At 43.7% G+C, this 14,120-nt stretch carries 9 protein-coding genes; 2 read left to right on the top strand and 7 right to left on the bottom strand.

The genetic code is table 11. The features are described from left to right. Positions 1-311: 311 nt before the first annotated feature. The gene (locus tag H8704_RS03465) at positions 312-2,420 is read left to right on the top strand and encodes a glutamine synthetase III family protein (protein ID WP_118689396.1); all 2,109 of its coding nucleotides are present in this window, start codon (positions 312-314) and stop codon (positions 2,418-2,420) included. 340 nt (positions 2,421-2,760) lie between these two features. Beyond that, the gene (gene arcC / locus H8704_RS03460) at positions 2,761-3,699 is read left to right on the top strand and encodes a carbamate kinase (RefSeq protein WP_249297366.1); all 939 of its coding nucleotides are present in this window, start codon (positions 2,761-2,763) and stop codon (positions 3,697-3,699) included. Positions 3,700-3,797: 98 nt separating this feature from the next. On the opposite strand, the gene carB is transcribed toward arcC, so the two are convergent. The 7 genes from carB to H8704_RS03425 all read right to left on the bottom strand — a co-directional run bounded on the left by carB (position 3,798) and on the right by H8704_RS03425 (position 13,915). Continuing rightward, the gene (gene carB, locus H8704_RS03455; RefSeq protein WP_249297364.1) at positions 3,798-7,025 is read right to left on the bottom strand and encodes a carbamoyl-phosphate synthase large subunit; all 3,228 of its coding nucleotides are present in this window, start codon (positions 7,023-7,025) and stop codon (positions 3,798-3,800) included. Next, positions 7,025-8,125, bottom strand: a complete 1,101-nt coding sequence (locus H8704_RS03450; RefSeq protein ID WP_022463822.1) for a carbamoyl phosphate synthase small subunit — start codon at positions 8,123-8,125, stop codon at positions 7,025-7,027. The genes carB and H8704_RS03450 overlap by 1 nt, the downstream gene beginning before the upstream one ends. Next, complete coding sequence (locus H8704_RS03445) at positions 8,126-8,686, bottom strand: ANTAR domain-containing response regulator (protein WP_022463823.1); 561 nt, start codon at positions 8,684-8,686, stop codon at positions 8,126-8,128. Positions 8,687-8,725: 39 nt separating this feature from the next. Continuing rightward, positions 8,726-10,036, bottom strand: coding sequence for a glutamine synthetase family protein (locus tag H8704_RS03440; protein ID WP_249297363.1), 1,311 nt, complete (start codon positions 10,034-10,036; stop codon positions 8,726-8,728). A gap of 188 nt (positions 10,037-10,224) precedes the next feature. Further along, positions 10,225-10,896 (bottom strand): retron system putative HNH endonuclease, encoded by a 672-nt coding sequence (locus H8704_RS03435; protein WP_249297361.1) that lies wholly within the window; start codon positions 10,894-10,896, stop codon positions 10,225-10,227. A gap of 3 nt (positions 10,897-10,899) precedes the next feature. Beyond that, the gene (locus H8704_RS03430) at positions 10,900-12,216 is read right to left on the bottom strand and encodes an AAA family ATPase (protein WP_249297360.1); all 1,317 of its coding nucleotides are present in this window, start codon (positions 12,214-12,216) and stop codon (positions 10,900-10,902) included. A 220-nt stretch (positions 12,217-12,436) separates the two neighbouring features. After that, positions 12,437-13,915 carry an RNA-binding domain-containing protein gene (locus H8704_RS03425; RefSeq protein WP_249297359.1) on the bottom strand — a complete coding sequence of 493 codons (1,479 nt, stop codon included), beginning with the start codon at positions 13,913-13,915 and terminating at the stop codon, positions 12,437-12,439. Positions 13,916-14,120: the final 205 nt, after the last annotated feature.

Below are 14,120 nucleotides of genomic sequence, written 5' to 3'. Positions count from 1 at the left end.
AAATACCGCCCATAAAGACAGCGTTTCTTAGCGTATACCTATTGGGAGATTTTGTCAATAATTTAAAAAAAATAAAAAAAGGGGTTTTCAAACAAATAAAAGTATGTTATAGTACCTAACAGTTGGATAACGAACGGAACAAGGGTGTTCTCATTACTTGTAATGAGTGCGCCCTTTTTTACTAATCAGACTGACATAAGCTTCTGTTTCGCCCGACTCTCATGAGACGGTCATGGACATCAGGGACTGGCACAAGGAAGACCGCCTCATAAAATAAACAGTCAGTTGACGATGAAAGGATGGTAGGAATTATGGAACAAAACGTAATTGAGCAGGTTTTCGGAAAAGACGTGTTCAACGATGAGGTAATGAAAGAAAAGCTGCCTAAGGATGTTTACAAATCATGGAAGAAAACCCTGGAGAACGGCGAAGACCTGAATCAGGATATCGCAAATGTTGTGGCACACGCCATGAAGGAATGGGCACTGGAGCACGGCGCTACTCATTATACCCACTGGTTCCAGCCGATGACAGGTATTACTGCAGAAAAGCATGATTCTTTCTTAAGTCCTGCATCTGACAGCAAACCGGTTCTGGAATTCTCTGGTAAGGAGTTGATCAAGGGGGAGCCGGATGCATCTTCTTTCCCTTCCGGTGGTCTTCGTGCTACCTTTGAGGCAAGAGGATATACAGCATGGGATTGTACATCTCCTGCATTTCTGCGTGAGGATGCTGCCGGAGTTACACTCTGCATCCCTACTGCATTTTGTTCATACACAGGTGAGGCGCTGGATAAGAAAACTCCTCTCCTTCGTTCTATGGAAGCCCTCAGCAAACAGGCTGTCCGTATTGTAAAGCTTTTTGGATATGACGATGTCAAAAAGGTTTCCTGCTCCGTAGGACCTGAGCAGGAATATTTTCTGGTTGACCGTGACAAATATTTACAGCGTAAGGATCTGATCTTTACCGGTCGTACTCTTTTTGGCGCACCGGCACCAAAGGGTCAGGAATTAGATGATCATTACTTTGGCACCATCAAAGAGCGTATTGCTTCCTTTATGAAAGACCTTAACATTGAACTTTGGAAGCTCGGTATTCTCTCTAAGACGCAGCATAACGAGGTTGCGCCTGCCCAGCATGAGATGGCTCCGATCTTTACAACCGCTAATATCTCTACGGATCATAACCAGCTGGTTATGGAGATTATGAAGAAGGTTGCCAAGAGACATAACCTGGAGTGCCTCCTTCACGAGAAGCCATTCGCCGGTGTAAACGGTTCCGGTAAGCATGATAACTGGTCTATCGTAACCGATACCGGTATCAACCTTCTGGATCCCGGTAAAAAGCCACATGAAAACAAACTGTTCCTTCTGACACTTGCCGCTGTAATCAAGGCAGTTGATGATAATGCAGAGCTTCTTCGTCTGTCCGCTTCCAGTCCGGGAAATGACCACAGACTTGGTGCAAACGAGGCACCGCCTGCTATTATCTCCATCTTCCTCGGCGAGCAGTTAGAGGATATCATTGAGCAGATTGTCAGAGGTGATGTTTCTTCCTCAATTCAGGGTGAGAAGCTGGATACCGGTGTACATGTACTTCCGGTATTGAAGAAGGATGCTACCGACAGAAACCGTACATCACCGTTTGCTTTCACCGGTAATAAGTTTGAGTTCCGTATGCTTGGTTCTTCTATGTCCATCGCCGGACCAAACTTTACATTAAATGCTATGGTTGCGGATGTTCTTCAGGATTTTGCTGACGAACTGGAGCAAGCAGAGGATTTCGATACTGCTGTTGACGCCCTGATCAAGAAGACTGTAACAGAGCACCAGAGGATTATCTTCAATGGTGATGGATATTCTGATGATTGGGTTGAGGAAGCAGAGAAACGTGGTCTTCCAAACATCAAGTCTATGGTTGAGGCAATTCCTTATCTTGCATCCGAGAAGAGCGTAAAGCTTTTCGAAAGACAGAATGTTATGACAAAAGCGGAACTTGAGTCCCGTGTTGAGATCAACTATGAGAACTACTCTAAGACTATCAACATTGAGGCAAAGACAATGATTGACATGGCCGGCAAGCAGTTTATCCCATCTATTATTAAATACACCACAAGCCTTGCAGATTCTATCACAAAGGTTCAGGCTGCATGCCCAACTGCTGATGTATCTGTCCAGACAGAGCTCTTAACAAAAACATCTTCTCTTCTGGCTTCTGCACAAAAGGCACTGACTGCCCTTGAGGCTGCTGTTGCTGAGGCAGACACCAAGGAAGAAGGCAAAGAACAGGCGCTGTTCTTCCGTAAGGTTGTATTTGCTGATATGGAGACACTCCGTGCTCCGATCGATGAGCTGGAAATGATCGTTGACAAGACATTCTGGCCGGTACCTACCTACGGCGATCTGCTGTTTGAGGTATAAACTCCTCACTTTACCTACATAAGAATAAACTTGCTTTCATATTATAATATTCCCAATTTATAAATGAATCAGAGAAGGGACGGTTGACCGTATGGCAATCGTCTCTTTTTCTGGTGTATCGAAAAATGCTCGTAATGCATTAGAAAGCCAATGAGAATTGCGAAGCAATTCTTGGAGGGCAAAACGCTGGTTTTGCCCTTTTCTTGTGTTATAGTTTTGTTTATGGTATACTTAAAGTTATCAATGCAGATGTTTTGGTTCGTACATATATCTGTTTATCATTAGATGAAAAGCATCTGAATTTTGGAGTTATCAAATAATACTTACGGAGGTATCCAACATGAATAATAAAAAAATCGTTGTTGCTCTGGGTCACAATGCCCTCGGCAGCACTTTTCCGGAACAGAAGGCTGCCGTAAAAAAAGCGGCTGCTGCAATCGCTGATCTGATCGAAGCCAAATATCAGGTTGTGATCACACACAGTAACGGACCACAGGTTGGTATGATCCACGCTGCCATGACAGAATATTCTCTTCTGGAACCGGACAACACAGTTGCACCAATGTCCATCTGCAGTGCCATGAGCCAGGGTTATATCGGCTACGATCTGCAGAACGAGCTCCGTACAGAGCTTTTAAACCGCGGTATCTACAAGCCTGTCACCACCTTGATCACACAGGTTCGCGTCGATCCGTTTGACGCTGCATTCAGCCAGCCTTCCAAAGTTATCGGACGTTATATGACAGAGGAAGAGGCAAAAGCCGAGCAAAAGAAAAACAACCATGTCATTAAGGATGGAGACAAGGGCTATCGCCGTATCATTGCTGCTCCTCGTCCAATGGAGATTTACGAACTGGATGCCATCAAAGCTCTTCTGGACGCCGATCAGGTTGTCATTGCCTGCGGTGGCGGCGGAATTCCGGTTCTGCAGCAGGGGACCCGTCTGAAGGGTGCCAGTGCAGTCATTGAGAAGGATCTGACCAGTGCCTGCCTCGCAGAGGGAATTCAGGCAGATATGCTGCTTCTGCTCACCGGCGTAGAAAAAGTTGCATTAAACTTCAACACGCCACAGGAAACACCGTTAGATTATCTGTCGGTTGAGGAAGCCACCAAATATATCGAGGATGGCCAGTTTACCACAGGTGCTATGCTTCCTAAGATTGAAGCTGCTGTTTCCTTCGCATCCTCCTCTCCTGCCCACAAGTCCGTAATTACCGATCTGGATACAGCTTTGGACGGCGTTACGGGAAAGACCGGTACTCTGATCACAGCGGATTAATCAAATTTAATTATTTTCTGCCAATCATAAAAACAGGAAGCACATCCCTGAAACGGATATGCTTCCTGTTAGTTTTTATCTTATTACTCTTTTATTTTCTACTGCGCATAAGAACCACTCTTAGAGATCGTTGCCACATCCACAATAGAAAGATGCTGCTTATCTGCATTCTCCAGGCTGGTGAGAAGTGCATTGGCGGTGTCCAGAGAAGTTAATACATTGACACCTGTCTCAATGGCGGTACGGCGGATCAGGAAACCATCTTTCATCTTGTCGCCGTGGGTCGGTGTATCAATAACCAGATCGATCTGATGCTCCAGAAGCAGATCCATCAGAGTCGGTGCCTCCTCATTGATGCGGTTGACCGGAATCGCCAGTACCCCGTTCTCATTTAATACACGGGAGGTATTTCTTGTTGCAAAGATTTCATAACCAAGCGCCTTGAAACGCTTTGCTACACCAACGGCCTCCAGCTTATCGGAATCCTTTACGGAAATGATCATCTTCTTATGCTTTGGAAGATTGACTCCGGCACCTAAAAATGCCTTATACAGTGCCTCATCGAAAGTCTTGGCGATACCAAGACACTCACCGGTAGACTTCATCTCCGGTCCCAGAGAAATCTCTGCTCCACGAAGCTTCTCAAAAGAGAATACCGGCATCTTGATGGCCAGATATCCTGCATCCGGTGCAAGACCCGGCTCAAAGCCCAGATCCCGGATCTTTGCTCCAAGGATTACACGGGAAGCCAGATCAACAATCGGGATACCTGTTACTTTACTGATATAAGGTACGGTACGGCTGGAACGAGGATTTACCTCGATCACATAAACCTCATCCTGATATACGATAAACTGAATGTTGATCAGACCAATGACGTGAAGGGAACGTGCCAGCTTGCCAGTATAATCCACCAGAACACGCTTGATCTTGTCGGAGATTGTCTGTGCCGGATATACGGAAATACTGTCACCGGAATGGATACCGGCTCTCTCAATATGCTCCATAATACCTGGGATCAGAATATCCTCACCATCACATACGGCATCCACCTCAATCTCCTTACCCATCAGGTATTTATCGATCAGGATCGGATGCTCCTGATGATAACGGTTAATGACCGCCATAAACTCTACAATATCCTGGTCTCGGACAGCAATCTGCATTCCCTGTCCACCCAGCACATAAGAAGGACGGATCAGTACCGGATAACCAAGCTCGTTGGCAACCTTTAATGCTTCCTCCGTAGTAAATACGGTGTCTCCCTTTGCCCTTGGAATACAGCATTCCTCCAGGATCTCGTCAAACAGCTCACGATCCTCGGCAGCATCAACGTTCTCAGCACTTGTACCAAGAATCTTCACGCCCATCTTGATCAGGGATTCTGTCAGGTTAATGGCTGTCTGTCCACCAAACTGAACCACAGCCCCGTCCGGCTTCTCCAGACGAACGATATTCTCTACATCCTCCGGTGTCAACGGCTCAAAATACAGCTTATCGGCAATATCAAAGTCTGTACTTACCGTTTCCGGGTTGTTATTTACAATAATAGTCTCATAGCCCTCCTGCTTCAGTGCCCATACACTGTGCACAGAGCAGTAGTCAAACTCGATACCCTGTCCAATACGGATCGGACCGGAACCCAGTACCATGATCTTTTTGCGGCCACTTGTCTCTTCCACCTCATTGGTTCCATCAAAACATCCATAATAATAAGGTGTCTCTGACGCAAACTCTGCGGCACAGGTATCTACCATTTTGAAAGCAGCTGTAATTCCATACTCATAGCGAAGCTGCTTTACCTCTTCCTCCGTCTTGCCGGTCCAGCGTGCAATCACGTTGTCCGGAAATTCCATTCTCTTCGCTTCCTTCATAAGCTCTTTGTCAATGTTGCCATTGCAGTCCTTGAGCTTCTTTTCCATCTCCACCAGAATGGCGATCTTATCAATAAACCATTTATCAATCTTAGTGATCTCATGAATCTTGTCATAGGAGGCAATGCCTCGGCGAAGGATCTCTGCGATCAGATAGATACGACGGTCATCGACGATATCCAGCTTATCCAGTACATCCTCATCAGACATTCCATCGTAGTCGCCGGTTTCCAGACAATCGACATGCTGTGCCAGAGAACGGATCGCTTTCATCAGACCGCCCTCAAAATTAGTACAGATACTCATAACCTCACCGGTTGCCTTCATCTGCGTGGTCAGAGTACGCTTTGCATTGATAAATTTATCAAACGGAAGTCTTGGTATCTTAACAACACAGTAATCCAATGCCGGCTCAAAGCTTGCATAGGTCTTGCCGGTAACGGCATTTGGAATCTCATCCAGAGTATATCCCAGTGCAATCTTTGCTGCCACCTTGGCGATCGGATATCCGGTAGCCTTGGAAGCCAGTGCAGACGAACGGCTCACACGAGGGTTTACCTCGATCACACAGTATTCAAAGGATGTCGGATGAAGTGCAAACTGTACGTTACATCCGCCGGTCACTCCAAGCTCGCTGATAATCTTCAATGCAGAAGAACGAAGCATCTGGTACTCCTTATCGGACAAGGTCTGGGATGGTGCCACAACAATACTGTCACCGGTATGAACACCAACCGGATCCAGATTTTCCATATTACATACGGTAATGCAATTTCCGTTGCTGTCGCGCATTACCTCATACTCGATCTCTTTCCATCCGGCAATACATCTCTCCACAAGAACCTGACCTACACGGGAAAGACGAAGACCATTGGAAAGAATCTCCTCCAGCTCTTCCTGATCATGGGCAATTCCACCGCCGGAACCACCAAGGGTATAAGCCGGACGCAGAACTACCGGATAGCCGATCTTTTCTGCAAAGACCACACCATCTTCAATATTTTCTACCAGCTCAGAAGGAGCACATGGCTCTCCGATCCGCTCCATCAGATCCTTAAACTCCTGACGTCCCTCTGCATTACGAATCGTTTCCGCTGTTGTTCCAAGAAGCCTTACATTATGACTATCCAAAAATCCAGACTCCGCAAGCTCCATACCAAGGTTCAGACCAGCCTGTCCACCCATGTTCGGAAGAAGACTGTCCGGTTTTTCCACCTCAATGATGTGCTGAAGTACTCCAACCGTCAATGGCTCAATATATACCTTATCCGCAATATCTTTATCCGTCATGATCGTTGCAGGATTGGAGTTGACAAGGATAACCTCCATTCCCTCTTCCTTCAGAGAACGGCATGCCTGTGTTCCCGCATAGTCAAACTCGGCTGCCTGTCCGATAACGATCGGACCGGAACCAATTACCAATACACGTTTAATTCCCTCTAATTTTGGCATTACTGATTACCTCCCATCATTTTGATAAACTCCTCAAACAGTACCTCTGAATCCTTTGGACCTGCATTTGCCTCCGGATGGAACTGCACGGTCTTCACCGGCTTTCCAATATATTCCAGACCCTCGATGGTCTTGTCATTAACATTGATAAACCATGGCTTCGCCTTTGTGTCATCCAGGCTCCCGCCATCCACCACATAACCGTGGTTCTGGGAAGAAATATAAACCCTTCTGGTATGAAGATCCATTACCGGATGGTTTGCACCACGATGACCATATTTCATCTTATATGTCTTAAAGCCGTGGGCCAGTGCCATCAGCTGATGCCCCAGACAGATTGCAAAGATTGGAATACCTGACTCAGACAGCTTGCGGATCTCCTCAATGATCTCCACACACTCTGCCGGATCTCCCGGTCCATTTGTGATCATAATACCGTCCGGCTTTGCTGCGATCACATCCTCCGCCTTGAAATCACAAGGATATACATCAACCTCGCAGCCTCTGTTTAACAGACAGCGGATAATATTATTTTTGGTTCCCACATCGATCACAGCCACCTTAAAGCTTGTCTCTGTCTTTTCAGAGCCTAGATCACCCGGCTTGAAAGACTCCTTCTGGCTCCGTGACACTTTCTGTACCACACCGGTCACGTTATACTCCTTTAACTTTGGAAGAATCTCGTCCAGATTATAATTTTCATTTGTTGTGATCATTCCATTCATAGTACCCTTTTCCCGGAGGATCTTGGTAAGTGCTCTGGTATCAATACCGTAGATGCCCGGAATATCCTGATCTTCCAAAAACTTCTGTAAAGTATCCTCACATCGGAAATTGCTTGGCAAACGGGAAATTTCTCTGGTGATAAAACCGTCCGGCCATCCCTTTCGAGACTCCATATCGTCATAGGCAATACCGTAATTGCCGATCAGCGGATATGTCATAGTAACTGCCTGTCCCGCATAACTTGGATCTGTCAGAACCTCCAGATATCCGGTCATTGACGTATTAAATACGATCTCACTGATCACTTCCTTCTGCGCCCCAACACTCTTGCCCTCAAATACTGTTCCATCCTCTAAAATAAGAAACGCTTTCATCTAAATTTCCCATTCCTTTCCATTTAGTTCTAGTAACATTTCAGCAGTTTCAACTAAATTTGTTGCACTATCCATGCTTATTTTTTGTATGTATCTGTGTGCTTCCTCTTCTGTCATCTGGTTTCTCTCCATCAATAGCTCTTTTGCTTTTCGTATCGTTCTTTTTTCACCTTCTGACCGTACTTTCGGCTTATTCTTCTGCTTTTTCTTCCAACGCCAGTACTGCACCATCATCATTTCCAGAGTATTCAGCAGATCCTGAACCTTGAGAGGCATGGGCAGCGACACAACCTCACTGATATCACTGTCCTCCAGCTTGGCCGGAGATGCCATCAAAAGCATTTGAAAGCCTTTGGGCAGGTAATCGAGAACCTCCGAAAAGTGCATATCGCGGAACCGGTATCCGCATATCACCACACCGCCGTCCAACTCATTGACTGCACTGACAATCTGTGCCCCGTTGTCACATACCAGACTGACATCATACCCGTTTCGAAGCAGAAGTTTTTTAAGATTTTTTGCATCGTCCAGTTTCGGAAATGCAATGATAATATCTGCCATAAAAACCTCCTGTGTATCGGTTACTGATCAGCGGTGCTCCTATACTGTCCCAAGATAACGGTCTGTTTCCCATCTCGTTACCTGTCTGCAATATTCTTCCCACTCTGCATCCTTTGTAGAGATCAGATAATTCGATACATGCGCCCCCAGCACATCCCGCAGAAACGCATCATTTTCAAAACGTTTCACCGCTTCGTAAAGCGTCCGTGGAAGCTTCTCTCGCTTGGCCAGTTCCTCCTTTGACATTTTATCCATACATACCGGCGGCTGCAGATTTCTTTTGATACCATCCATTCCTGCTGCCAGACACGCTGCAAGCACCAGATATGGATTTGCTGCGCCATCCGGACTCCGGAGAATGATCCTGCCGCCGTCTCCGCCAACCGAGGTCAGACGGATCAGCGGGCTGGAATTGTGCACAGACCAGCTCACCCGCAGAGGTGCCAGAAATCCCGGCACCAGACGCTTGTAGGAATTGACCAGAGGATTGGTAACCAGAGACATATCTGCAATATGCTCCAGGATACCTGCCATAAATGCATATCCCTCCTTGCTTACTCCTGCAGAATCATCAGCATCGGTAAAGATATTTTTACCATTTTTTGATAAAGAAAATGTATAATGTGCTCCGGATCCCTTCGAATCCTTCTTAGGCTTTGGCATAAAGGTCGCATGAAGACCATGACGTTTTGCCACAGTCCGGATCACCAGCCGGGAGGTCATAATATTGTCTGCCATCGTCAGTGCATTGGTATAAGTCATATCCAATACATGCTGTGCCGCCTCATCGGAATGATAAGAAGACTCCGTAGAAATCCCCATATCTGCCAGATAAAGTACCATATCACGTCTGGCGTTTTCTCCGCAATCTGCCGGCCCAACATCAAAATAGCCGCCCTTCTCGCTGGAATTCTGGGTCGGCTCTCCGTTTTCGCCAAGGTCAAATAAGAAAAACTCATTCTTAAGGGCAACGTCAAAATCGTATCCCATGTCCTTTGCCTCAGCAATTATTCTTTTTAAAATATAACGGCTGTCACCGTCAAAAGGCGTTCCATCGGGTTTCACAATGTCACAGATAAAACGGGCTACCTTTCCATGCTGTGGACGCCATGGAAAAATAACAAACGTATCTAAGTCGGGAATTAAGAATAATTCCTCCATATCGCCATCAAAACCATCGATCGCTGCGCAATCAAACTGGCATCTGCCATCCAGGATCTTGTCAATCTGGTCAACAGTGGTTGCCATATTCTTCAGATTTCCTGCGATGTCTGTAAATTGAAGACGGATAAACTCGATGTCCTCCTCTTCAATCATGTCTAATATGTCATCTCTGGTATACTTTGCCACGCTGCATCCTCCTATTCGCCATGATAATTCATCGTTCCTATTGTATCAACGCATTCTCTTTATTATATATCGTATAGAGAGGGATGTCAAAGAGTATTTTTTAGTTTATATGATTTAAATCCATTCTATTGTTCATTTTGTATCCACCATCATTTTATATAAATTGTGCAGACCGTCTGCACAATTTATCATTTCTTTAATTTACCTTCAAGCCAGGAAATAATAATCCCACAATATGGTGTTAAATTCCTCTCCTGAACCAAGCTCGTATATGTACGCTCTAATTCATGCACATAGGCATCCTGTGACTTACCTGCACATTTCTGCACGATTCTCTTCTGGGCTTCCGATAATACTTTTTTTCGTGTCTGCGGAAGAGAAATAGCTGTACAATTTAAGTTCAAGGTATCTGTCACATCTTTGTTTATCTCCTCATCCTCAGAATAAATACTTCCGTCTGCTTTATACTTTATTTTTCTGACTGACACCTCATCAAATGGATTTATGGTAAGTTCTTTGTTTTTTCTATGAGCATCACAGGTCGTATCCTCAGTTTTTACACCTTTTACTAAACTATTCCCATAGCAGACACCCAGCATCCATTTAAAATCCAGCGTTGCCTTTTTATCATGTACGATCTCATCTTTCGGATGTCTCGGTCGACAATGTTCTATTCTTACAACACTCGGACTGTCTATTCTCCTCATACAATATGCACAAAGATGTTTTTGTTCATTCCACATCTGCTCTCTAACATCTGCACGCACACTTGATGGCATATCCTCATAATCCGCATCCGGATTTTTTTTACGAAATTCCAAAAGGCTGTTAGGTTCTTTTCCTCTTTTTACAACAATCATACTCTATTCCCCCAATATCATCTCCAGATCCAGAGAAGTTCTCGCAGCCGCAACATCCGGATCCGTTGCCCCAACAATGTTTTCGATTTCTTTTAACACCTTGTCTGCCTCTTGATACTTCTTTTCATCCATATACGCATAGAATAAATCCATACGCTGTTTTACAGCAACCGGTCTGTCAGATACCTGCATAACCTCTCTTAAAATAGAGTTAGCATCTCTTCCATAAGTCTGTGCTACAGGCATATAGATTTTGCCATTATCCAGAATACGAATCTGCTCTTTTGGCACAGAATTAATTACTGCCGGTGCATGAGAACTGACAATAAACTGGATCTTAGGAAAAATCTCATTAAGGTCATTTAAAATGCTCTGCTGCCACTTAGGATGCAAATGTAAATCTATTTCGTCAATCAAAACAATTCCCGGTGTCTCTCTCAATACTTGATCACCTAGAGTTGGATTTAAAACAGCCATACGATAAGCAATATCTCCAATCATACTAAGGGTATTCTTGTATCCATCACTCATTTCATTCATTGCAAATTTTTGTGCACCACCGTCATCCGTTTCAAATTCCAACATTAATCTATGCGTATCAAGATCAAAGAAAATACCGGCATTTTTTGATCCACTGATTCTCTCATAACTTTTACATATAGCTTTTTCAACTGTCTTCAAAAGCAATGGTCTTTCTATCATTCCTGTTTTCTGCTGCTCTTGAAGACTTTTCATCGTCTGGATCTGAAACCAGTTCAGCATCAATTTTTCATTTGATTCTGCTGCCATGCAATCTACATATCCCACCTGCCTCTTGAACTCTGTTAATGACTGTAAATTTCTCTTCTCCTTCTTCTGTGCATATAACCGTCCGGTACCATAATAAGATATCAACGGCAATATTAAAGTTTTATCCCCTTTCATAATTCTATTTTTCGTTTTCTTCGCAATATCCGTTATCTGGCTTGCATCCTTTATCGTTGTCTTGCCGTTCTCAGAATTTAACGACCGGAGCCACTGCTTATCCTTCTCACCCAGGCAGTCTCCTACACTTTCAATACTGACCGGAAATTGATGCTGAGGATCAATCGTTCCATTTAAGTCATGAAACTCATACCTTGCATCATCTTTTAATATACTGCGGCTTACTGCTCCATCAATTCCTAGCAAAAATGAACTGATTGAAACAGCCACAGCATCCAATAGCGCTGTCTTTCCGGCTCCGTTTTTACCTACAATCAATGTTATATGTTTGTCAAAATCAATGCTTACTTTTTCAAAGCATCTAAAATTTTTAATCTTAATATTATTTAATCTCACTGTTCACACCTCCTGGGTTAATTTTATTATATCTTTGCCAACAAGTCTATCTTTTCAGGTTCTATATGAATTTGTGCAGACGGTCTGCACAAATTATTTTTATTCAGCCTATGGCTTTTAAGAGTCCGATAAAAAATCACTACCGGTCACTTATCGAACACTTTGTATCCGATATTCCGCAAAAGTGTCCGATAGTGTTCGATAAGCAGTAATATAATCACTAAATCACATATTTAGTTGCCGGTCCATTTCCAATCTTCATAATCAATCCTTTTTCTATCATCTTATCAAGCAATTTTCTTGCTCCTGTCTTTGACTTATAGCCACCTACATCAGCAGCTTTTTGAGAAGAAATACTTCCATTCTGCCTGATATACTCAAGTATTTTATCTTCTTTCGACACAGCCATTGCTTTTGCCTGATTTGTATTTTCATTTCTGATATCAACAGCTCCCGGAATATATACCACTTGTCCGACTTCGAGCTTTAATGTTACTCTGTCATTGCGCTCTGAGAAATCAAATACTGGTTTCTTCCAGTTTTGTTCAGCCCATGCTGTCATAATCTTATCGACACCACTTCCTGCACGTTCACCGACATTTACAAAACCAAACATCTTTAAAATATTTGGATTTCGCGGATCACTATTACCACCTGCATAAAATTCTTCTTTTGTCACTCTGATAGTACCGGGATTGGAAATAATAATTTCTTTTCCTTTCTTCACAACAAGAATTCCTCGTCTACCATAATAATTTGCATGTGCCAACGCATTCGCCAATGCTTCTTCCAATGCATCATGCACATCCACTCTGTCTACCCGATATCCATTTCGTCTATTTGCAAACGGAACCGCTACATCATCATCCATTCTGGTACGTACCTTGCAGAAAAAGTCGTATATATTACCGCTCCAATCCCCTTCATTAGAATGTGTCCGGAATAACCAGCGCACCGCTTTATCATCACATTCCTCGCGATAATCCAGAAAATAGTTTGGAAAAACCTCCGTAATATGATAAGCCTCTCCAAAAAATAATAGTCCTGCTATCGTTGGAGATAATGTACCATTTTTATTCTTCGATGCTGCCCTTAGCTTCATAAGGAACTCATCATTTTCCAAAGCATTCCACGGATGTCCACTGTGAAGCTGTTCAAAAATAATTCTATAGCCTTTTATCGTATCCTGATTCAGCGCATCCAATCCAAACTCTTCCAGCACTTCCACATCCCCAGATACATCTCTCTGATCTGCAAACATTGCCCGGACCGCCTCTTCGGTACAAAGGAAATCTCCTTCATAATCTCTCTTGTAAGTCCCCTTCATCGGGTCTGTCCCAATGTATACCGGCTTATCGTGCCTATCTGCTGCTGGAACATCAATTCTTAATATTTTCTTTTCTCCAACAACCACAGGTCTGACATGATGATTCAGTAAGATGTTCTTTGATACCTTATTCCTGTCATTCAATGTACTCCAAAAGTCTTTCTGATATTTAACAATCTGCTTGTCTGTCAATCCTTCAACGGTAAAAGAATCTCTGTGTTCCTTAATACCAAGCAGAATCGTGCCACCATTTGTATTTGCAAAAGAAGAGTAAGTCTCCCATATGCTCTCAGGAAGTCCACCGGTTGCCAGCTTACATTCTCGCTCATGATTTTCTTTAATATTTAATTCTTCTAGAATCTCTTCCTTCAATCGCCAAACCTCCTGACTATATTTTTATCAGTTCAATTTCTTTCAAAATTTCACTCTGCAATTCTTTATCATTAACAGCATTTCTATATGCCTTTTATGCCAATATTTATACTCATCAAAGTTCTCTAACAAAGTCTCTAAAGCATAAACAAGAATGCTATATGACAATGATGGAATGAAAGGCTACATTAAAATATAAAATGCC

Origin of the sequence: Jutongia huaianensis (assembly GCF_014384985.1) — a bacterium.
GTDB lineage: Bacteria > Bacillota > Clostridia > Lachnospirales > Lachnospiraceae > Jutongia > Jutongia huaianensis.
The sequence above is the reverse complement of the archived record's forward strand: the minus strand, read 5'-3'. Positions and strand labels throughout refer to the sequence as shown.